Here is a 22,574-nt window from a genome sequence, read left to right on the forward strand (position 1 = left end):
CTTTTTTACCACCGACAAAAGTGGCACGGGCCTTGGGTTGTACCTGGCCCGGGAACTCTGTGAGGCGAATCAGGCCCATCTCGCATTGCTGGACAATACCGGGGATGGCTGCTGCTTCCGCATCACCTTTGCACCGGCGGGCCGCCTGATCTGAGACGGCACCCACGCGCTGCCCTCAATAACAGACACACGATAAGGACAGGATTTCCATGAGCAACCTCAGTGGCACTCCCGGCAGTACCTTTCCCGGCGATTTCTCCGGCACCTTCCCCGGCACCCCAACCGCGCTGATCGTGGACGATGAGCCAGACATCCGGGAGTTACTGGAAATCACCCTGGTCCGCATGGGCATCGCCACCCGGGCAGCACCAGACCTGACTACGGCCCGGGAGCTGTTGAATGCGGAACCGGTGCAACTTTGCCTGACTGACATGAATCTGCCAGACGGAAATGGCATTGAGCTGGTGCAATGGATTCAGCAAAACCACCCCAATACTCCAGTTGCAGTCATCACGGCCTACGGCAACATGGATACCGCCATCGAATCACTGAAAGCCGGCGCCTTCGATTTTGTGTCGAAGCCGGTAGAGCTGGGGCGCCTGAGAGAGCTTGTCAACAGCGCCCTGAAACTGTCGGAGCCGGAGCAACCGGAAACCATCAGCCACGACGAACCGGGACTGCTGCTGGGCAACTCGAAGGAAATCCAGCGCCTGCGGGCCCAGACCCGCAAACTTGCCCGCAGTCAGGCGCCGGTTTTTATCAGCGGTGAATCCGGCAGCGGCAAGGAGCTGGTAGCCCGCATGATCCACATGCAGGGCCCCCGCCGTGACGCCCCCTTCGTGGCGGTGAACTGCGGCGCGATTCCCTCGGAACTGATGGAAAGTGAGTTCTTCGGTCATCGCAAGGGCAGTTTTACCGGTGCCACGGAGAACAAGGACGGACTTTTTCGCAGTGCCGACGGTGGCACCCTGTTCCTTGATGAAGTTGCTGACCTGCCGCTGGCGATGCAGGTAAAGCTGCTGCGGGCCATTCAGGAAAAGGCCGTGCGACCAGTCGGTGAATCCAAAGAAACGCCCGTGGACGTCCGAATTCTGAGCGCCACTCACAAAAACCTTCCGGAACTGGTGCAGGATGGCCGTTTTCGCCAGGATCTGTTCTACCGCATCAATGTGATCGAACTGGCCGTACCGCCGCTACGGGACCGGCCGGACGACATCGCCCTGCTGTCCAGGCACATTCTGGAACGGATTGCCCGGGAATACGAGTGCCCCTCTGCCCGGCTGAGCCAGAGGGCTATCCAGCATCTGCAGGGCTATCAATTTCCCGGCAATGTGCGGGAGCTGGAAAATATCCTGGAGCGGGCCTTTACCCTCTGTGACGCCGAAGAAATTGACACTGGCGATCTCCACCTGGGCCCGGTGACCGCAGACCTCCCGGATCAGTTACAACAGAAAGACGGGACGGACGCAGACAGTGACGCCTCCGGAATAGTTCTCCCTGAAGGCGATATGGACCTTGAACACTATCTGGAAACCATTGAGCGTCAGGCCATCGACAAGGCACTGGAAGCAACACGCTGGAACAAAACGGCGGCGGCGAAACGACTGGGCATCAGTTTCCGGGCGCTGCGGTATCGGTTGAAGAAGTTGGGGATGGAGTGAGCAGATGAATCTGATCAGGATGGCTACGCTTACCGGATCGTAAGGGAAAACAGGTCCCTCGTTTTGTAGATTTATAGCTCCCGGGCAAGAGGCCCAGAATGAAGGAGCCACAAGGATGTGCAAAGCTGACTGCCAACAAGGTTTCACCCTGCTTGAGCTGATAATCGTCATCGTACTGTTGAGTGTTCTTGCAGTGATGGCTGTCCCAAACTGGTCGTCCTGGACCGAAGCTACACATCGTCAAACTGCGATCTCAGATCTGGTTACGCTGATTAACCTGGCCCGAAACACCGCTATCCACGATCAGACGTCTGTGACACTCTGCCCATTGAACACCGCGGGGACCTGCACTCGAGACTGGAACAAGACACTAACAGTGTTCCGTGATCCGGACCGTTCCAGAAAACTTGTTTCCGGCGCCCAGATCATCAAAGTGAGCGATCCCGTGAAACAAGGCCACATCATTGCTCGCACTGGCAACCGCCCCTATTTCGGTTTCAGAGCCAGTGGTCATGCCCGCGAAGCCATAGGCCACTTCCTGTGGTGCCCGACAGATAACGACCCCAGCAAAGCCAGCCAGATACGGATAAACCGGGGAGGCCGTCCTTTGCTGGCCGAAGACCGCAACGGAGATGGAATTGTTGAAGGCGCCGATGGACGAGCCATCAGTTGCATTCGTTAGATCCCATAGTCTATTGCCAGTTTACCCGTGCTCCGGTTGATAACAGTGCAATAGTACCCCCACCCTGACCGTTTTTCGGCCTGGCCTCGATACGATATGCCGTCGCAGTCGTATTCCCGGCAACAATCACCAGGTCATAAAATTTGGTGCCCCCCCCGTCAAGCGGCGCTTCTGCTGGAAAGATGTCGCCTGCACCAGCACCTATCGTTGCACCCACATACGTTGCATTCTGGGTGTGGTATCGCTCAAGCGCATTTGCCAGTGACATTAACGCTCCCTGAGCATCAGCAGCCCTGGCGCTTTCGACATAACGGGTATAGGACGGTATTGCTATCGCTGCAATTATGCCAATAATCGCGACAACGATCATCAACTCCATGAGCGTGAAACCACGCTGACTTTTGGCGTTCATATTAGCCCTTAAAATTAATCAGTTGTGCTGCGACACCCTGACTTCACTAGATATCGGCGAATATCGCAGCTGAAAACAGTAGGAGTCGTTATTCGTATAATTCCTGCCAACTCAAACGTCCCTGAGCGGCACCAGGACCCAGATCAATTTCATCCTCCAGGAAAGTATTGTCGGATAACGGCGTAATCAGATAATCACCAATGAACCCACTCTGGTTTGGCATACCGCCTTCGGTTTTATAACCAACTACTGGAGTCGGAAACCGCTTGAAGACGGCTCGATCCGGAGTTCGACCGTCGAGTCCAAAGGCCATAATCCAGCCATCGCCGCCGGCCGCACAGGGGTCAGAATTAGGTATGGTCGAATTCACAAACGCGTACTTGCCCCGAACTTGTGAGGTCTGCACGATCCGCTCTCCTGAATCAGTGACAAAGTCAACGTACCAACCTGCCTCGTTCGCCCAGACATCGCCGCCTGCCTCACGCACATTGAAGCTGTCGCCACCGACAACAACTGTGGATTCACTTAACTGACGCTCCAGCAGGTTGCTACTGCGATCGAGCTCAGCGACACCCCGGTCAGTAATGCCATAATATGACTCCACATCTGAACTCAATGTGTCATTCTCAGTGAGATATTGCCCTGTACCAAACAGCACCAGCAAATTCGGGTCAGCGCCCGGCAGCGGACTTCTTACCACAGCGGGAGCCGCGGTAATCGGCTGATCGCGCCCACCAAGCTCCGCCGTAAAGAGTGGGAGCGCATTCTGGCCTTGTTTGTAGGCCGCATCCCAGGTGCCATTGCTCGCGGCGCTGGCAACCCACATTTGACCTTTCAAATCGCCTGCATAGATACGATCCGCAATCCGATTGCCAGTCAAATCAACTGCCGTAACTGCTGAAAGCCCGCTGCCGGAGCCAGATTCAAAAGAGATAAAACGATAGTCCGTACCTTCGGTCCAGGTGCCATCCAGCCCACCTTCGAGATCAAGCATGAACAGTCCGGTCTCATCTGATCCGGAGTTATAACCATTGCCGAAAATTGCCGTCCACCGAAAATCATTACTACCCCACGGAGCCATAACTACCAGCGGAGGCTCTGTAATGTAGCCAAGCCGGCCATTACTGTCTGCCGCAGTAAATTCCCAGAGCACCAGGTTTGCTGCATTGGTCTCACTGAAAGTCGAAGGATCGGTGACATCCAGTGCAAAGAGTCCTTTCCCTCCGGTGCGGCCCCCACCAATTAATACAGTTCTCCAGGCATCCCCTTGAACACCTGCGCCCTGCATGTAGACATCTGATACCGAAGGAGTCAGATCTACGTAATAACGGTGTTCATAAGACGTTTCGGTCAGATAGTGCAACCCCTCCTCGGACTGATCCGAGGACAGAAAATTTGGCACATAGCCAAATAATTCCCGCCCACCGCCATCCGCAGTAGCCTCTCGTCCTGAAAATGCATGCAGCATCCCGTCGTTACCACCCACATACACCACTGGAGCACGGGATGCCTGGCTCACTTTGAAACCGTTATAGGTGGCGGTGCTGGTGCCAAAAGGCGCTCCGCTCGGCCAATTGAGTGATGGCTTGCCAACAAAAATCGGTGATGAATTAACGATATCACCAAGCCGGCTACCTCGGTTTCGTAATCCGGCAACTGCCTCGCCCCTGAGAAAGCTTAAACGAGCCTTCGCCTCTGCAGTTGAAGCACCACCAGCGAGCAAATCCTGACGCTGACTATTGCTAAGGATACCGCTATCAAATGTACCCTGGCTGAAGGCAACGCCACTTGTACCATTATAGGTAATGATCTGCCGCGGATCCGTTACCAGATCCCTTGCATCAAGGATGTCACCCGCTTCCCAGGTGTCGCTGGCTTGCAGTGATGGTGCAGTACCACCTCCACCGCCCAAGGATCTTGCAAAAAATTCACCACTCCAGTCACTGGCATCAAACCGTGCCCCAAAAAGCAGGCTATCGGTTTCCAGGCTGGTGGAATTAAAACTGATGCTGGCTGAGTTACCGGCCAGCTCAGAGCCGGCATCACTGAAGACCGCCTCAAGGCTGGCAATCATCTGGGCGGCCTCACCAGCCAGATAGTAATTGTCAGGACGCTTGAAAGCTGAACCGCTATTTGGTGTCAGCATTTCACCGGTGGTATGCCACCAGCCGTCTTCCAATGGATCGGTCCTGGCATCCGGGTCAAAACCTTCCGGTTTTTCGAATCCACCATATTTGGTGGCGAGATAGTACTGGTTCCGGGACGCTCGCTCGAGAACCTGGTTTTCAAGAACGTCTACCCAGTAAGTCGACGCGGTCTGAGTGCCGGCCATCAAGGGACGAAGATCCCGGGTATGATTATCGTAGGCCAGGCCGGCAATGTACGCAGAGTTGCTGCGACCGGTGAAGCTGTTGGTGTTGGCAATGTCTCCAAAACCTTCCAACTGACCGACGCGGTTTGTCTCGGTAATCACATTAACTGTCGTATCTGCACTTACTTCAGACGGCATCCCCGGCTCGCCAGTTCTGTACGTTGTATTTCCTGGCAGGTTTTTATCACGGTGAGTATTCGCATCACCGATGCCCAGGATGACGTTCGGCTGACACTCGTACTGAATAGGGTCATCCCAGTCGGTGATTACAGGGAAGCCGTCCCTCCACCTGTTACGGGTCGCATCATCTGCACCGGCCATCGACGTATAGGCAGGCACATTACCCAGATTTTTCAGGTACCGGGTAGCGGTGTAATAAAGTTCACTGACCGGGTCGATAGACTTGTTGTTGCCTGAGTTGAGCTGACCAAATTTATTCAGATAATTGATGACACCACTATTGGTAATGGAGGAGTGGGTCGCTGAAGCGTCGGCAGGATCCGGGTTTGCAAAAATAACACCGGTAGTCGCATCCCATTCTGCGTTGGCGTTGGCGGTTGAACCGACGTTGGGCACCAACATATTGGGGCCAACAAACTTCTGGCGCGCGCGCAGAATGCCACCATCCCGATTCTCCGAACTGTCGTTCAGATAACCAAAGATACTGTAGCGGATATTGTCGGCATTCTGCTGAATCAGACCCTCCGGTTTCCAGCCCTGCGAGTACTGTACGCAGTTGGACTCCAGGCCAACCGACGCGTCGCAGACCTTGACCCGCACGGACATGTCATAGCCCCGCCCACTGGTATAAGGGTCCTGGTCACCCTGGTTGCTGCCTGTGTAAGCGAGCACGTTAGTATTGACGTCTGTATTCCCGAGGCTGAACCTCATGCGGGTACCGAGCCCACCGATCCGGACCCGGATCCGGCTCGCAGCGCTAAAAGGCGTTGCCCCGGCTACTTCAGTCGCATTATTCAGATCGCGTATGGGGAAGCCGTTACCCTGGCCGGGGTGACGAGCCTTTTCAAGCCAGGTCTCAGTAGGCGTATCCCTGACCCTGAGTCCACCGGTCAACGCCTTCCGAAACGGATCAACCGTCTGTGTCGTTGCCCAGTTCAGAAAATTGCCACTCCATTCTCCGGAACCTGCACATTGACGGTTAGTTCCAGCCATGGAACTTGGGGAGAAATGCCGCTCAGACTCCGTACTTGAGTAGTTGTACTGGTAACACTTGGCTGAATCGAAGTACCCCTCGAAGCGCTGAGCGCTGGTGTAGGTGTTGGTAATGTTGGCGACACTTTCAATTGTCGGCCACTCCACCGAAGGCACCAGCACCATATTACCGGGAACGTTGCCACCGCCAAGGAACAGGGGTTTGTCCGCCAACTCCCCGGGCACCCCCCAACCTGTTACCGGTAGTATCAGCAGACAGGACATACTGATATTGCGAAATACTCGTGTGTACATGTTCATGATTTTCTCCTGCCTGGCCACGGTTACAGGCCATCCCTGGTGTAATATGACTCGATAATACGCTGGGACTCGCCCGTCAAACCCGGGCTCCAGGCCACAATCCGAAAGGCTTGCTGTTCAGAAAGTCCGGAATTATTGCCATAGCCGGCGCCCAACTGAATATTTTCGGACTCGCGGGCTTCGCCCACATGACGTATGTAAAATCGGGGTGTAACACCCAAACCGGCCACGACATTGCCGACACGGCTGGATGCACCGATCCAGGTATTGGCATCCAGCGGATCCGGGGCATTATCCAGCAGGCCATACAGGCCGTCGGTGCCGTCGAACTCAGTGAGGTTGCCGACCCCATCCAGAAATATCTCCGCATCACGCAGTCCCGACTCGGCTATTTCAAGGGAAACCATACCTTCCCGTTCTGCGGAAACCATACGCTCCTGCATCACCGTGTTCTGCATGCTGGAAATGGCCAGCAGGCTCAGAATCAGCAACATCAGAAGTGACAGAATGAGGGCTGCGCCCCGCTGGCTGTTTTCATGAAGTTTCATGGCGCACCTCAATTCCTGTTCCGGAGTGAAACAGTGGTGGTGTAGACCCGGTAAAGAAAAGTATCCCCGGCCGCCGCGGCAGAGAGAAGACCAGGCGTGCCCTCGCAATCCAGCCAACCCGGGTAGCAATAGGTTTGCCCCCCGTCCGTCAGATTATCCCGGGGCGAACGAATCAGCAGGCTCATTCTCACGGCTATGGCCTCATCGGCCTGCAGGTTGCCCGCCGCATTCAGCCCCAGGGGGTCCTCCCAGACGTTAATCTGGCCGTTGCCGCTGGTATCGCGGCCAAACTGAAGCTGAAAGTCCCGCACATCACCAACAAGCGCCTGCTGGGCACTGAATGACCCCACATTTGCCGTGCCACCCGTAACATTGACGCCATCTGTGACCAGCTCCCGGTCACCGCCGACTTCACTCAGGTAATAACGCTGTTGCCTTGGTCGAAACAACGCTCCACCCTCCGGTTCATCGGAATACTGACGGGATAACGTGGAGGTGGAATTGCCAGGAGGACCCTGGGCACCACCGGTATTATAATTCACCTGCAATGATCCGGTGCTGCCGGGGTCATTGGTCACCTGAAAAATATCACCGCTCTTACAGTTGCTGATGATGACGATATCTCCCCTGAACAGAGTCGAGCTGTCATCTACTGTCATGGTGGCTGCAGGAGCCGCCGGATCAAATACAACGTTCGCCTCGCTGCCCCCGCCAGCTCCACCGAGCCAGAGACGATCCGAACCTCCCGGCCCCGTTCCATCCTCTGCGTCGAGACCACGCAACAGAGCGCCGACATCGCCAACATTGTTCAGCACGCTGTTCAGATTCGCCAGATCACTAAGGCAACCCCAATAGTCGGCATTGCGTATCTCCCGCGAGAGTATGCCCAGAGACATACGACCACTTTCCTGTATTCTTGAACTGGCTTCTGCAAGGCGGAAGCTCTGGCTGTTCGCGGTAAAGATCTGCACCAGTCCCAGGGTGAGAATCAACGACAGGACCAGTGCCACCATGATTTCGATGATCGACAGGCCCGTCTGCCGATTGAGCGCATGCGTCATTGGTCAATCCTCGCCGCAAGGGTAAATGTTTTCGCTGCGTCCGACTGACCATACTCACGCTCGTTCCAGGTGATGGTCACTGTGGCGGTGTTGGCGTTAACCACGATATTGGTCACCGCACTTGGCACATCCCGCACCAAGCCTGACTCCCAGGCATCCTGAGTGGCCGCTGCCAGTGCCTGGCCGTCGTTTGCGCGGATGAGTTCTACCACCTCAACCGCATGATTGTTGATCTGCGACCGGAGGTTGGCGTTGTTGACTTGCTGCAGAGACAGGAGCTGGGTGCCTGCAACCCCTAGCAGGCCAACCAGCAGGATCAGCAAGGCCACCAGAACTTCAATAAGTGTAAAGCCTGCATTCCGGGCGTTACCGGACGGTGGACGAATCATGTGCCCCTCCTTGGTAATCTGGGTCTTGGCGCGCATGCCGACAGTCATGGACACACCACTTCTATTGATGAGGTTCTGCCCCCCGGGGCCACAGTCACCTGTCGCCCGGGCCCACTGCCCGCACAGATATCAAATGACACATCACCGCCTGCGGTCGTCAGGCCAGTTGAACGGAAGGTAATCGCATCATTGCTGATCGAAATATTGCCGGCTGCAGGCTCAATCTGGCGGATAATTGTGCCATCGGAAGCCAGTGTAGCGGTCATGGTGCCCAGGGCCGAAGTCACTGTGACAGCCCGGCCACGCCGAACGGCTTCACTGCGGGCAAAATTGATCAGCCCAACGGATGAGTTGGTGGTGGAAATCACCCGATTATTCTCTATCACAGTGGTGAATTGAGGAATGGCGACGCCCGCAACAATAGCCACGAGCGCAAGCACCACCATCAACTCAATCAGGGTAAACCCGGAACTTCGGCTTTTCAGGTACATAGTCCACTTCCATCATGACGTAACGAGAAGATTAACCGCTCGTCATTATGCCAGCTATGGGCAGACGATGAGCGGCTCGTGTCGACAGACAAGCGGTAAAGGAGGAATGCAGGGCGTGATCAGGATCACATCAGGCGGGGGCTGCTGGTGAACGGCCCGCTTTGGCATGAAAAAACCAGGTGCTAGACGTTCACTGCATCAATGCGGAGCTCCTTGGGCATGGAAAATACAATATTCTCCTCACGCCCGGGGATTTCCCGGGGCATCTCGCCGCCCAGTTGTTGCAGGCGACTGATCACTTCGTTTACCAGCACTTCCGGGGCGGAGGCACCGGCGGTAACGCCGATGGCCACTTTGCCTTCCAGCCAGGCCGGATCAATCTGGGCCGCTTCGTCGATCAGGTACGCGGGGGTGCCCATACGCTCGGCCAGCTCCCGCAAGCGATTGGAATTGGAGCTGTTGGGGGAGCCCACCACCAGCATCAGATCGCAGTCACCGGCCAGCTGTTTGACAGCGTCCTGGCGGTTCTGGGTGGCGTAGCAGATATCGTCCTTGCGGGGGCCCTGAATATCGGGAAACTTTGCGCGCAGGGCGTCAATGACCCGGGCAGTGTCGTCCATGGACAGGGTGGTCTGGGTCACATAGGCCAGTTTGGCGGGGTCTTTCACCGCAAGAGTTGCCACTTCTGCTTCATTCTCGATCAGATAGATGGCACCGCCATTGCTGGCGTCATACTGGCCCATGGTGCCTTCAACTTCCGGATGGCCGTGATGGCCGATCAGTATGCACTCGCGGCCATCACGGCTGTAGCGCATGACTTCCAGATGGACCTTGGTGACCAGCGGGCAGGTGGCATCGAATACTTTCAGGCCGCGGCGGGCGGCTTCGCTCTGGACCGCCTGGGATACGCCGTGGGCGCTGAAGATCACCAGCCTGTCATCTGGCACTTCATCCAGCTCATCCACAAACACGGCACCGCGATCACGGAGGTTGTCCACGACGAATTTGTTGTGGACCACTTCGTGACGCACGTAAATTGGCGCCCCGAACACATCGAGAGCCCGATTGACGATTTCGATTGCGCGGTCAACACCGGCGCAAAAGCCGCGGGGATTTGCCAGACGAATTTGCATATGGGCCCTATCCTACCTTGTCACTAAATTTGCGGGCTAACCGGCGCCCGGGATCTCTGTTCCGGGACCGTAAAAAACAGGGATGTTTTTTACGAGCCTACAGGGATGTATTCACGGCGTGTCCCGGAACAGAGATCCCGGGTGCCGGTCTCCACACCTGAGACATGCTCCCATCAAGTCAGTGAGCCGTCTCGGCTGGCTCAACATCAATGATTTCAACTTCGAATACCAGTGTACGCCCCGCCAGTGGATGATTGAAGTCCACTTCCACCTCATCCCCTTCCACGCGACTGACCACCCCCGGCAACTCACTCTGGCGGGCATCGGCGAAGGAAATCATGACCCCGGCCTCCAGCACCATGTCTGCGCTGAATTCGTGACGTTTGAAGGTCTGTACATTATTGGGGTTGTGCTGACCGAAGGCCTTTTCCGGCGGCACATCGAAGCTGGCCTTGTCGCCGGCTACCAGGCCCATGAGATAGGCCTCGAAATTCTCTGGCAGATTATCATCACCAATTTCCAGACTGGCCGGGGCCTTGTCAAAGGTGGAGTCAATAATCTCGCCATCGGTGAATTTCAGGGCAAAGTTCAGGGTTACCCGGGTACCCTTGTCTATGGGCAATTGTTTCATTGGGGTTTCTCTCGGTTCTTGTCGCCACTGCCCTCCGGGCTGTCTGAGGGCTTGCGAAACATATCCAGAATCATCATGCCGGCACCAATTGTGATGGCCGAATCGGCAATATTGAACGCGGGGAAGTGCCAGTCGTTCCAGTAGAAGTGCAGGAAGTCGACCACATAACCGTGAACGATACGGTCATAGACGTTGCCCAGCGCTCCGCCGAGTATCAATACGAGGGCAATGGCCAGCCAGGTTTCATTACGCTTCAGGGAACGCAGCCAGAACACCAGAATCACACTGACCACCAGCGCCAGCACCACAAAAAACCAGCGTTGCCAGCCAGCGGCTCCCGCCAGAAAACTGAAGGCAGCACCGGTGTTGTGCAGCAGGGTAAAATTGAAAAACGGCAGCACCGGCACCGGGCTGGCGTAGGTCAGTACACTGGTGGCTATGGCTTTGGCGCCCAGATCGAGTACCAGAACCAGCAGCCCAAGCCACAGCCACTTTAACTGCGATCCCTGCCGGGCATCGGTCATGGCCATCTCCATCAGGCGTAGGCCCGGGCTTCGCCCTGCCCGTCCACATTGGGGATACAGCGGCCGCACAGATCGGCGTAGGTAGCGTTCTGCCCTACATCTTCACGATGGTGCCAGCAACGCTCACACTTGCTGTGAGAGGCCGGAGTCACTTTGACCAGCAAACCTTCGTGACTGGTGGGCTCGGCGTCACCGGCTGCAGAAATCGGTTCCACGCGGGCTTCGGAGGTGATCAGCACAAAGCGCAACTCTTCGCCCAAACGCTTCAGTTCCTCCGCGAGATCCCCTTCGCAATAGAGGGTGACCTCGGCACTCAGGGAGCCCTTTATCTCACCGCGGGCGCGGGCCTCTTCCATGCATTTGTTGACGGCTTCTTTCACGCTGTGGAGCTCGCGCCAGTAATCCTGGCCCAGCTCGGCATCGTCCGGCATGGCGGTCAGACCGTCGTACCAGGTTTCGTAGAACACGGTCTCGCCGCGCTTTCCGGGCAGATGCTGCCAGATTTCATCGGCGGTGAAGCTCAGAATTGGCGCGATCCAGCGTACCAGGGCTTCCGCCACATGGTACAAGGCGGTCTGGCAGGACCGGCGCGCCAGGCTGTCCGCCTGGGTGGTGTACTGGCGATCCTTGATGATGTCCAGATAGAAACCGCCCAGAGTGGCTTCACAGAAATTGTATACTTTCTGGTAAATGCGCAGGAAGGCGTAGTTCTGGTAGTCCTCGTGAAGCTCTTTCTGCAGCTGCAGGGCCTTGTCCACCATCCAGCGATCCAGGGCGATCATCTGGTCCGGCGCCACCATGTGTTGCTCCGGCTCGAACCCGGTCAGGTTGCTCAGCAGGAAGCGGGCGGTATTACGAATACGGCGATAGCCATCCGCAGTCTGCCGCAGGATATCCTTGGAAACGGTCATCTCGCCGCTGTAGTCCGTGGCCGCCACCCACAAGCGCAGAATGTCGGCGCCCAGTTCGTTCATGACTTCCTGGGGCGCAATCACGTTGCCCATGGACTTGGACATCTTGTGTCCCTTGCCATCCACGGTAAAGCCGTGGGTCAGCACCTGCTTGTAGGGGGCCACGCCATTCATCGCGATGGAGGTTTTCAGGGATGACTGGAACCAGCCGCGATGCTGGTCCGAGCCTTCCAGGTACAGATCCGCCGGAAACTGGTTCAGCTCCGGGCGTGGGCGCAGCACGGAATCGTGGGTCACCCCGGAATCAAACCAGACGTCCAGAGTATCTGTCACTTTCTCGTACTGGTCGGCATCGGCGCCCAGCAGGGTTTGTGCGTCGACCTCGTACCAGGCATCGATACCGTCGGTTTCAATGATCTGTGCAACCTGCTCGATCAGCGCCTGGGTATCCGGATGCAGATCCTGGGTTTCCTTGTGGATAAACAGGGTGATCGGCACCCCCCAGGTACGCTGACGGGAAACACACCAGTCCGGCGACTGGTTGAACATGGCTTCGATGCGATTCTGACCCCAGGCCGGCACCCAGCGCACACCCTTGATGGCTTCCAGCGCGTCCGCCCGCAGGTTTTCTTTCTCCATGCTGATGAACCACTGGGGGGTGGCCCGGTAGATCAGCGGGGTCTTGGTGCGCCAGCAGTGAGGGTAGCTGTGGCTGAATTTCTCGCTGTTGACCAGCTTGCCTTCACGGCTCAGGGCGTCGCACACCGGCTGATCCGCCTTGTAGACGTGAACGCCGGCGAATTCGCCCGCCGCCTGGGTATAGGTGCCATCAGCCTGGACCAGATTAATGGTGCCGATGTCGTAGGCCTTGCCGACTTCAAAGTCTTCCATACCATGGTCCGGGGCGGTGTGTACGGCACCGGTACCCGCGTCGGTGGAAACATGGTCTCCGAGGATCACCGGCACCTGCCGGTCATAGATCGGATGTTTCAGCGCCAGGCGCTCCAGCGCCGCACCGGCGCAGACCGCCAGCACTTCATAGTTTGCAATGGCCCAGCGACTCATGATGCCTTCGACCATGTCGGCCGCGACAATCATCCGTTCCGGTCCGTTACCGGCGTCCACCTGCACCAGGGCGTACTCAAGATCGGCGTTCAGCGACACCGCCTGGTTGGCGGGAATGGTCCAGGGGGTAGTGGTCCAGATAACCACCGAGACCGCGCCCTCGCCCTTGTCCGTTCCGAACAGGGATAAGGCTCTGGCCTGATCAACGACCGTAAAACGCACGTCAATCTGGGTAGACACCTTGTCCTGATATTCAACTTCCGCTTCTGCCAGCGCGGACTGCCCCACCACACTCCAGTACACCGGCTTGTAGCCACGAACAAGGTGCCCTTTTGCGACGATCTTGCCCAGCGCCCGCACAATGCCAGCCTCAACCTTCGGATCCATGGTCAGATAAGGCTTGTCCCACTGCCCCATGACGCCGAGTCGCACAAAGTCCGCTTTCTGGCCTTCTACCTGCTTCGCCGCATAGTCGCGACAGGCTTGCCTGAAGGTCTTGTAGTCTACCTTGACGCCGGCCTTGCCGATTTCCTGTTCGACCTTGTGCTCGATGGGCAGACCGTGGCAGTCCCAGCCCGGCACATAGGGTGCATCAAAACCCATGAACCCGCGGGATTTGACGATCATATCCTTGAGAATCTTGTTGACCGCATGACCGATGTGAATGCTGCCGTTCATAGGGAGGACCGTCGTGAAGAATGAACTTTTCACGACCTGTCCGCTGCTTCCGCAGGTTGCCGTAAACATCCATTTCCTGCCAGCGCCTGAGCATCTCCGGCTCTCGCTGGGCCAGGTTGCCACGCATGGGGAAAGCTGTTTCGGGCAGGTTCAGGGTATGCTTGTAGTCGCTCATAGATTCTTGATCGTCGGTCAGTGTGGGGTGAAAAAAGGGTGACTAAAGGGTCGCTACAGAACCATGTTCGGCAATCCAGGCCCGGGCGTCGTCAAAGTCTCTGGCAATCTGCTGTTTCAGGTCATCGACAGACTCAAACCGGATTTCGTCACGCAGATTATGCCGAAACTCCACGGCAATACGATGACCGTAAAGTGTGCCAGCAAAATCAAACAGGTGCACCTCAAGGGAAGGCTGTTTGCCATCCACAGTGGGCCTCAGCCCAATATTGGCAACGCCGTCACACAGGGTTCCGTCAGCCAGCTGTACCCGGACCACATAAACCCCGCGCAAGGCCGGCTGCCGCTTCAGCAACAGGTTGGCCGTCGGCGCGCCCAGCTGACGCCCCAGCTGGCGCCCGTAAACGACCCGCCCTGCAATACGATACGGATGACCCAACAGTTCGGCGGCCAGCTCAAGACGGTTTTCCGCCAGGGTCTCCCGAACCCGGGTGCTACTGACCCGGTCACCGGCTATTTCAATGGTGCGGGTATGCTCGACGGTAAAACCGCGGTCCGCCCCTACCTGCTTCAGCAGATGGAAATCCCCGGCACGGTCACAGCCAAAGCGGAAATCATCGCCCACCACCAGATGCTGCACCGCCAGACCCTCGATCAACACGTCCTCGATGAATCCCATACCGGAGTACTGGCGGAACTGGCCATCGAATCGCAGGCACAGCACCATATCAATGCCGTTTGCCAGCAGGGCTTCGAACTTCTGGCGAAAGGGCATCAGTCTGGGCGGCGCATCTGCGCCCCGGAAAAACTCCTGGGGCTGCGGCTCGAACACCATTACCACCGAGGGCACTGCCAGCTCACGGGCCTTCTCGCGAACCTGGTCAATGATGACCTGATGGCCCCGGTGCACACCGTCGAAGTTACCGATGGTCGCAACACAACCACGGGTCAACGGCGACCCGGCCTGTTCGGACAGAGCTTTGAGGTTGGACAATCCCCGGATCAGACGCATGTAATGCGAACCTTCATTTGTCTGGGTTGCGTTCAGCGCTTGGCTCCCGCAAAGAGTTACTGGCAGCAAGCTTTCCGCTGGCGATAAAACGGGCGATTATACCTTACCTGTTGCGGAAATGTCTTACCCGCACGCCCGCCAGCGCCAGCACGACGAAATAGACCAGCACACCTGCCACCACCAGCATCGTCATATCGGATGCGCGCTGCAGCCCGCTGGCACCCATCCACTGATCCACCGGTGGCTGCAGGTACAGGATAGTGGCCGCCAGAGCGGCATTGGCCAATCCCAGCTGAAGGAAGAAGCGCCCCCATCCGGGCTGGGATTTCCAGACACCGTCCTTCTTGAGCCCTCGCCACAGCAGGAAGGTGTTAAGCCAGGCGGAGATGGATGTGGCGAGGGCCAGACCAGCATGAGCCAGAGGAAAAATCAGCATCAGATTGAGCGCCATGTTGGCCACCATGGCAATAATACCGATCTTGACCGGTGTTCTGGTGTCCTCCCGGGCGAAATACCCCGGAGCCAGCACCTTGATCATCATGAATGCCAGCAAACCGGCAGAATAGGCCCGCAGGCTCTGGGCCGACATCAACACGTCCCGGTCGGTCACCTCACCATAATGGAACAGGGTGGCGATCAACGGCTCCGCCAGCAGCACCAGTGCCAGCGCTGCCGGCACGCCGATCAGCAAGACGGCACGCACTGCCCAGTCCAGCGTGGATGCAAACTGGTCCATGGAGGCCGACGCATGCTTGCGGGACAGATTGGGCAGAATCACCGTGGCAATGGCGATCCCGAACACACCCAGCGGAAGTTCCGCCAGCCGATCCGAATAGTACAGCCAGGACACACTGCCGGTTTGCAGGAACGACGCCAACACCGTGTCCAGCAGCAGGTTGATCTGACTCACCGATACCCCGAACATAGCCGGCGCCATCAGTTTCAGAATCCGGGTTACCCCCTCATGGCGGTAATCCACCCGCGGCCGGGGCAGCAACCCCAGCTTCATCAGAAATGGCAGCTGAAAAAACAGCTGCAGGGCACCGGCAATGAACACGCCCCAGGCCAGCGCCATAATCGGTGTCTCCATGAGAGGCGCAAGAAATATCGCCGCGCCGATCATGGCCAGATTGAGCAACACTGGAGTAAAGGCAGGAATCGCGAAACGGTCGTAACTGTTGAGGATGCCGCCGGCAAAAGCGGTCAGGGAAATCAACAGAAGATACGGGAAGGTAATACGCAACATATCGCTGGCCAGCACAAACTTCTCATCATCACCCACGAACCCTGGCGCAAACACGGCCGTCAGGACCGGCGCTCCCAGCATCGCCACCAGAGTCACCCCCAGCAACACCAGCCCGAGCGAGCCGGCGACGGCATTGACCAGGCGCCGGACTTCATCCAGCGACTCCTGCTGACGATAAGACGACAGCACCGGTACAAAGGCCTGGGAAAAGGCGCCCTCAGCAAACAACCGACGTAAAAAATTGGGAATCTTGAACGCAACAAAAAACGCATCGGCCCCTGCGCCGGCACCAAAATAGCGGGCGATGACCATATCACGCACCAGCCCCAGCACCCGCGACAGCATGGTCATGACACCCACGACACCAGACGAGCGCAGCAAACCCGGCGCCTTGGGGGGTTGGTTGTCCGGGGACGGAGACTGGGCAGTAGGCTGCACGGCTGGCTGGTCGGTCATGAAACCCTGGTCCACTGATTGGCGTGGCGGGAGTTTATCACAGGCGTTTCATGTGCCGTGAACCTGCTTCACACTTGACATTTTGAGCGGCTGGCGGCATAGTTCCGCGTCATTTATTTTGACGCGCCAGCAGTCAGGTGCGACAGAGCTTTTCACGACCTGTTTTCAGCCAAAACAGCTCAGCAACGAATTCAAGTTTTTCAGGAGTTACACGGTGGCAAATACCCCGCAAGCCAAAAAACGCGCACGTCAGAACGAAAAGAATCGCAAGCATAACGCCAGCTTGCGTTCCATGGCGCGCACTTACATGAAGAAAGTAAACGCCCAGCTGGAAGCCGGCAATTACGACGAAGCCCAGGCCGCCTTCAAGCAGGCTCAGCCGATCATGGACAGCATGGTCAACAAAGGCATCTTCGCCAAGAACAAGGTTGCTCGTCACAAGAGCCGCATGACTGCCAAAATCAAGGCGCTGAAAGCGGCCTGATTGCGATCATGGTGAAATAAAAAACCGGCCGCTGGCCGGTTTTTTTTGACTGAAAATCCTGAACCCTCAGACGATCACCAGATTGTCCCGATGGATCAGCTCCTCGTCCGAAATATAGCCCAGCACCTCAACAATACGATCACTTGAACGACCGGCAATGGCCCGCGCCTCATCGGCATCGTAGTTGATCAGCCCCCGGGCCACCTCCCGCCCGGCTTCATCAATGCAGGACACCATTTCGCCACGACGAAAGCTGCCAGCGACCGCCTTGACTCCCACCGGCAGCAAACTGCGCCCGCCCTTACACAGCACCTGAATGGCACCGGCATCCAGCGTCAGCCGGCCGCGGGTCTGCAGATGGCTGGCCAGCCACTGCTTCCTGGCGGCGCTGCGGCCCTGTTCCGGCAACAACAGCGTGCCCACAGGCTCACCCTGCTGCAACTGCTGTATCACGTTATCGATCCGCCCACCCACAATCACGGTAAAGGCCCCGGAACGGGCTGCCAGCCGCGATGCCCGCAACTTGGTCTGCATGCCACCACGACCGAGCGCACCGGCACTGCCGCCCGCCATGACGTCCAGCGCAGGGTCACTGGCCCGGCGCTCGGTCACCAGCTGTGCGTCACTGTGGGAGCGAGGATCCTTGTCAAACAGGCCCAGCTGATCGGTGAGAATAATCAGCCCATCGGCTTCCACCAGATTGGCCACCAGGGCACCGAGAGTGTCATTGTCGCCAAACCGTATCTCGTCGGTCACCACCGTGTCGTTCTCGTTCACAATAGGGACCACGCCAAAATCCAGCAGCGCCCTCAGGGTACTGCGGGCGTTCAGGTAGCGCTTGCGATCGGAAAGGTCGTCGTGGGTCAGCAACACCTGACCTGAGTGAAGATCGTGGCGCTTGAACTGGGCCTCCCAGGTTTGCACAAGTCCCATCTGGCCTACGGCAGCTGCCGCCTGAAGTTCGTGCAACTGCTCCGGCCGGCGGGTCCAGCCCAGACGACTCATACCTTCCGCCACCGAGCCGGACGACACCACCACCACCTCAACGCCGGAGCGGATAAGAGCGGCAATCTGATCCACCCACCCCCCCAGGGCCGGCACATCCAGCCCCTTGCCATCGTTGGTCAGCAGGGCGCTGCCAATTTTTACCACCAGGCGCCGCGCCTGGCGTATCCGTAAACGTTCACTCATGGTCGGTCTGATCATCCTGAGATGCTGGTCCGCGGGTCATGAAAGGTGCCGCGCTCATTCCGGTGCGTAAACCACCTCGACGTCGTAGTCACTATCGTCGAAATCGTCATCATCATCGTCGTCGTCATTTTCACGAGCGGCGCGACGGGCCTGACGGTCCTCTTCGATGCGGGCACGGGCCTCTTCGTCCATCCGACGCCGGCGAGTAGCCTCCTGTTCGGCCACCTCGGGGTTTTCCGCCTCTTCCTCGGCACGGGCTTCAATCCAGCGCATCACGGCCTGCGACAGCTCCCGGGTGCCCTCTCCGCTGAGCGCGGAAATCCGGAACGCCGGACCGGTCCAACCGAGCTCATCGACAATGGCCTGGCAATGCGCCTCACGGTCTTCTTCCGCCACCATGTCGACCTTGTTCAGCACCAGCCAGCGGTCACGGCCCGCCAGGGTCTCGCTGAATTTCTCCAGCTCGTGCTCAATGGCCCGCACACTGGCCGCCGGCGACGCGCCGTCGTAAGGCGCCACGTCCACCAGATGCAACAACAAGCGGGTACGAACAAGGTGCTTGAGAAAACGAATACCAAGGCCCGCACCTTCCGCAGCGCCCTCGATCAGCCCCGGTATATCCGCAATCACAAAGCTCTGGTGGGCCTGCACGCTGACCACGCCCAGATTGGGCACCAGCGTCGTGAACGGGTAGTCCGCCACCTTGGGTGTAGCCGCCGATACGGAACGGATAAAGGTGGACTTACCTGCATTGGGCATGCCCAGCAAGCCAACGTCCGCCAGCACCTTCAGCTCAAGGCGAAGATTCCGGGTCTCACCGGGAGAGCCCTTGGAAGTCTGCCGCGGCGCACGGTTCACCGACGACTTGAAGCGGGTGTTACCAAGACCGTGAAAACCGCCTTGCGCCACTTTCAGGCGCTGGCCGGGCTGAGCGAGATCCCCCAGCACTTCGTGGGTATCCATATCCACCACCGTTGTACCCACCGGTACCGGCAGAACCAGATCTTCACCCTTGCTGCCGGCACAGTTCCGGCCGGCACCCTGCTCACCACCCTGGGCCTTGTGCTTACGCTGGAAGCGATAGTCAACCAGGGTATTGAGGGCAATGTCCGCCTCCAGGTACACCGAACCGCCGTCACCACCATCACCGCCATCCGGGCCGCCCTTGGGCACGTATTTTTCACGGCGAAAACTGAGACAGCCATGCCCCCCGTTCCCGGCCTCAACAATGATGGTAGCTTCGTCTACAAATTTCATGGATCAACCCTTCGCGCCCAGCGCGCATAAACCAAAAAGCCCCGCAGCCTCAGGGAAGCTTTGCGGGGCTTCTGTGGACTCTGATATCTGATGATACCAGAGCCTGACATCGCCGCGACTTACGCCGCGGGAACGATGCTCACGAACTTGCGGTTCTGAGGACCTTTGGTCTCGAACTTCACATGACCGTTTGCAGTTGCAAACAGTGTGTGGTCCTTGCCCAGGCCTACGTTATCACCAGGGTGAAAACGCGTGCCGCGCTGACGGACGATGATGCTGCCCGCAGTGACATTCTCGCCACCGAAGCGCTTGACGCCAAGTCGTTTCGACTCGGAATCGCGACCGTTACGGGTACTACCTGCTGCTTTTTTGTGAGCCATTGCTAGCCTCCTCTCTTACGGGTTATATCCAGGCCTCAGCCTGAGATGCCCGTGATCTTGACTTCAGTAAACCACTGACGGTGGCCCTGACGCTTCATGTGATGCTTACGACGACGGAACTTGATGATGTTGATCTTGGCGTGACGGCCGTGGCTGACCACTTCCGCAGTCACTTTGGCGCCATCAACAACCGGCGCACCAACCTTGATGGTATCACCGTCAGCAACCAGCAGAACGCGATCAAACTCGACGTTACCACCGGTTTCAACTTCCAGCTTTTCCAGCTTCAGCGTTTCGCCTTCCTTTACACGGTGTTGCTTACCACCGCTAACAATAACTGCGTACATGTACATTCTCCGCGATTGACCCATCCCTGCTCTTATCCACCTGGTTCTAAGGGAGGCGCTCTGGCGACCCTATAGCAGGGAGCGCAGGTTGGGATGAGTTGGGGCGCGTGATTGTACGAAAAGCCCGCTACAGATACAAGCCGAACTTGCATGAATTAACCCGACCTGCGCTGCCGGCGCCGGCCCGCAGAAAACAGCTGCGACGCAAGTTGACACCGATTGCCGCAATACCTAGCATTGCCGCGACCTTCCCGATTTGTTATCCACCTTTTTTTCAACAAGGGACCGGAACAGCCGCATGACCGCGCAGCTAATCTACGACACCGTGGCAGACGATTTCAGTCGCGTTAACGACCTGATCATCCAGCGGCTTTCCTCCGATGTTCCCCTGGTCGAAAAAATCGCCCAATACATCATCGAAAGCGGTGGCAAACGCCTGCGCCCGCTGCTGGTTCTGTTGTCCAGACAGGCCGCCGGCTACAAACAGGATGAACACCTCAAGCTGGCTGCAGTCATCGAGTTCCTGCATACCGCCACCTTGCTGCACGACGATGTGGTGGATACCTCGGATATGCGCCGGGGCCGCAGCACCGCCAATGCCCGCTGGGGCAACGCGCCAAGCGTGCTGGTGGGCGATTTCCTGTACGCCCGGGCTTTCGAAATGATGGTTGAGCTGGGCAGCCTGCCCATCATGGAAGTACTGTCCCATGCCACCGCCGTGATTGCGGAGGGCGAAGTGCTGCAACTGATGAACATCAGAAATCCGGATATCAGTGAAGCGCAATACATGGAAGTCATCCACAACAAGACCGCCATGCTGTTCGAGGCCGCATCACACACCGGCGCCTTGCTGGCAGGTGCAGAGCCCGGGCAGGAAACCGCGCTCAGAAACTACGGCAAACACCTTGGTCTGGCCTTTCAACTGGTGGACGACGCTCTCGACTACACCGGCGACGCCGAAGCCATGGGCAAGAACGTGGGTGATGACCTGGCCGAAGGCAAACCGACCCTGCCCCTCATTTACGCCATGACCAACACAGCGGAAACCGAAAAACAGGTGGTTCGCCAGGCCATCCGTAAGGGTGGGCTCGAGGAATTACCGAAGATTCTTGAAATCGTTCAGGCTTCCGGCGCCATCGATTACACCATGGCTCAGGCCAGGGAACAGGCAGTGCTCGCCAAGCAGTGCCTTGCCGCCATCGGCGACTCTCCTTATCACACCGCTCTGGACCTGCTCACCGACCTGGCGGTGGAACGCGTCAGCTAGTGTCCCGATGAAAGAGCCTCACGGCCGTGGGGCTCGCTGAAATTCAGCGCTGGCCCCACCGGCACGATCTGGGTCGGATTGATGGTGCGCTGGCTCACGTAATAGTGCTGCTTGATCTGCCCGATGCTGACCGTTTCAGCAATACCCTCCACCTGATACAGATCCCTCACATAGGCAGACAACGCCGGGAAATCGGCAATACGCTGACGATTGCACTTGAAATGACTGTAGTAGACCGCGTCGAAGCGGATCAGGGTGGTGAACAGTCGCCAGTCCGCCTCCGTCAGGGTGTCCCCCGTCAGATAACGCTGGCCGGTGAGCCGCTCCTCCAGCCAGTCCAGTGAAAGGAACAGCTCCTGGTAAGCCTCTTCGTATTTCTCCTGGGCGGTGGCGAAGCCGGCCTTGTAGACCCCGTTGTTGACGGTGTCGTAGATCCGCTCGTTGACCTGATCGATCTCAGCCTGCAATTCACCGGGATAGAAATCCAGATCAGAACGAACCCCCTCAAGGTGATCAAAAGCCGAATTGAACATCCGGATAATCTCAGCCGATTCGTTACTGGCAATGGTCTGCTTACGGGTGTCCCAAAGCACGGGCACCGTCACCCGTCCGCTGTAATCCCCTGCCGCGCGGGTGTACAGCTCATGCAGAAAGCGCAGGTCGTACAGCTGGTCCTGATGCGACTCGTCCTGGGGGCGAAATTCCCAGCCGTTCTCGACCATATCGGGAT

At 57.7% G+C, this 22,574-nt stretch carries 20 protein-coding genes and 1 pseudogene; 4 read left to right on the forward strand and 17 right to left on the reverse strand.

Annotated elements, in window-relative coordinates:
• Positions 1-209 precede the first annotated feature (209 nt).
• On the forward strand, positions 210-1,661 hold the full coding sequence (locus AAC035_RS04845; protein WP_339800656.1) for a sigma-54 dependent transcriptional regulator: 1,452 nt from the start codon (positions 210-212) through the stop codon (positions 1,659-1,661).
• A gap of 115 nt (positions 1,662-1,776) precedes the next feature.
• The gene (locus tag AAC035_RS04850) at positions 1,777-2,343 is read left to right on the forward strand and encodes a GspH/FimT family pseudopilin (protein WP_339800658.1); all 567 of its coding nucleotides are present in this window, start codon (positions 1,777-1,779) and stop codon (positions 2,341-2,343) included.
• A 10-nt stretch (positions 2,344-2,353) separates the two neighbouring features.
• On the opposite strand, the gene AAC035_RS04855 is transcribed toward AAC035_RS04850, so the two are convergent.
• From AAC035_RS04855 to murJ, 12 genes and pseudogenes are all read right to left on the reverse strand, one after another.
• A complete protein-coding gene (locus tag AAC035_RS04855; protein WP_339800661.1) occupies positions 2,354-2,755 on the reverse strand; it encodes a type IV pilin protein in 402 nt (133 codons plus the stop codon).
• 88 nt (positions 2,756-2,843) lie between these two features.
• Positions 2,844-6,599 carry a PilC/PilY family type IV pilus protein gene (locus AAC035_RS04860; protein ID WP_339800664.1) on the reverse strand — a complete coding sequence of 1,252 codons (3,756 nt, stop codon included), beginning with the start codon at positions 6,597-6,599 and terminating at the stop codon, positions 2,844-2,846.
• Between the two features lie 23 nt (positions 6,600-6,622).
• Entirely contained in the window at positions 6,623-7,147 is a 525-nt protein-coding gene (locus AAC035_RS04865; protein WP_339800665.1) for a PilX N-terminal domain-containing pilus assembly protein, read from the reverse strand.
• Between the two features lie 8 nt (positions 7,148-7,155).
• Positions 7,156-8,208 carry a PilW family protein gene (locus AAC035_RS04870; protein ID WP_339800668.1) on the reverse strand — a complete coding sequence of 351 codons (1,053 nt, stop codon included), beginning with the start codon at positions 8,206-8,208 and terminating at the stop codon, positions 7,156-7,158.
• The gene (pilV, locus tag AAC035_RS04875) at positions 8,205-8,597 is read right to left on the reverse strand and encodes a type IV pilus modification protein PilV (protein WP_339800671.1); all 393 of its coding nucleotides are present in this window, start codon (positions 8,595-8,597) and stop codon (positions 8,205-8,207) included. The genes AAC035_RS04870 and pilV overlap by 4 nt, the downstream gene beginning before the upstream one ends.
• A 44-nt stretch (positions 8,598-8,641) precedes the next feature.
• Complete coding sequence (locus tag AAC035_RS04880) at positions 8,642-9,088, reverse strand: GspH/FimT family pseudopilin (RefSeq protein WP_339800674.1); 447 nt, start codon at positions 9,086-9,088, stop codon at positions 8,642-8,644.
• A 182-nt stretch (positions 9,089-9,270) separates the two neighbouring features.
• A complete protein-coding gene (ispH, locus tag AAC035_RS04885; RefSeq protein ID WP_339800678.1) occupies positions 9,271-10,221 on the reverse strand; it encodes a 4-hydroxy-3-methylbut-2-enyl diphosphate reductase in 951 nt (316 codons plus the stop codon).
• A 178-nt stretch (positions 10,222-10,399) separates the two neighbouring features.
• On the reverse strand, positions 10,400-10,852 hold the full coding sequence (gene fkpB, locus AAC035_RS04890) for an FKBP-type peptidyl-prolyl cis-trans isomerase (protein WP_339800681.1): 453 nt from the start codon (positions 10,850-10,852) through the stop codon (positions 10,400-10,402).
• Positions 10,849-11,388 (reverse strand): signal peptidase II, encoded by a 540-nt coding sequence (lspA, locus tag AAC035_RS04895; protein ID WP_339800684.1) that lies wholly within the window; start codon positions 11,386-11,388, stop codon positions 10,849-10,851. Before lspA ends, fkpB begins: the two co-directional genes overlap by 4 nt.
• A pseudogene (gene ileS / locus AAC035_RS04900) lies at positions 11,388-14,205 on the reverse strand (isoleucine--tRNA ligase). Before ileS ends, lspA begins: the two are co-directional and overlap by 1 nt.
• Before the next feature lie 42 nt (positions 14,206-14,247).
• Positions 14,248-15,216, reverse strand: a complete 969-nt coding sequence (ribF, locus tag AAC035_RS04905; RefSeq protein ID WP_339800686.1) for a bifunctional riboflavin kinase/FAD synthetase — start codon at positions 15,214-15,216, stop codon at positions 14,248-14,250.
• Between the two features lie 103 nt (positions 15,217-15,319).
• Positions 15,320-16,813: a murein biosynthesis integral membrane protein MurJ gene (murJ, locus tag AAC035_RS04910; protein ID WP_339800707.1), complete on the reverse strand. Its 1,494-nt coding sequence runs from the start codon at positions 16,811-16,813 to the stop codon at positions 15,320-15,322.
• Between the two features lie 319 nt (positions 16,814-17,132).
• Between murJ and rpsT the strand changes: the two genes are divergently transcribed.
• Entirely contained in the window at positions 17,133-17,402 is a 270-nt protein-coding gene (gene rpsT, locus AAC035_RS04915) for a 30S ribosomal protein S20 (protein ID WP_339800688.1), read from the forward strand.
• Between the two features lie 66 nt (positions 17,403-17,468).
• Here the strand turns inward: rpsT and proB are convergent, their stop codons facing one another.
• The 4 genes from proB to rplU all read right to left on the reverse strand — a co-directional run bounded on the left by proB (position 17,469) and on the right by rplU (position 20,577).
• Positions 17,469-18,593, reverse strand: coding sequence for a glutamate 5-kinase (gene proB, locus AAC035_RS04920; RefSeq protein WP_339800690.1), 1,125 nt, complete (start codon positions 18,591-18,593; stop codon positions 17,469-17,471).
• Positions 18,594-18,647: 54 nt separating this feature from the next.
• Positions 18,648-19,850: an Obg family GTPase CgtA gene (cgtA, locus tag AAC035_RS04925; RefSeq protein WP_339800693.1), complete on the reverse strand. Its 1,203-nt coding sequence runs from the start codon at positions 19,848-19,850 to the stop codon at positions 18,648-18,650.
• 119 nt (positions 19,851-19,969) lie between these two features.
• Entirely contained in the window at positions 19,970-20,230 is a 261-nt protein-coding gene (gene rpmA / locus AAC035_RS04930; protein ID WP_339800696.1) for a 50S ribosomal protein L27, read from the reverse strand.
• 35 nt (positions 20,231-20,265) lie between these two features.
• Entirely contained in the window at positions 20,266-20,577 is a 312-nt protein-coding gene (gene rplU, locus AAC035_RS04935) for a 50S ribosomal protein L21 (RefSeq protein ID WP_339800699.1), read from the reverse strand.
• A gap of 298 nt (positions 20,578-20,875) precedes the next feature.
• Between rplU and AAC035_RS04940 the strand changes: the two genes are divergently transcribed.
• Positions 20,876-21,844 (forward strand): polyprenyl synthetase family protein, encoded by a 969-nt coding sequence (locus AAC035_RS04940; protein ID WP_339800701.1) that lies wholly within the window; start codon positions 20,876-20,878, stop codon positions 21,842-21,844.
• On the opposite strand, the gene AAC035_RS04945 is transcribed toward AAC035_RS04940, so the two are convergent.
• Positions 21,841-22,574 (reverse strand): glutathione S-transferase C-terminal domain-containing protein (locus tag AAC035_RS04945; protein WP_339800704.1); only part of this gene is annotated, 734 nt, incomplete at its 5' end. The two genes, AAC035_RS04940 and AAC035_RS04945, sit on opposite strands and share 4 nt — an antisense overlap.

This window comes from uncultured Marinobacter sp. (assembly GCF_963974375.1).
Classification (GTDB): Bacteria; Pseudomonadota; Gammaproteobacteria; order Pseudomonadales; family Oleiphilaceae; genus Marinobacter.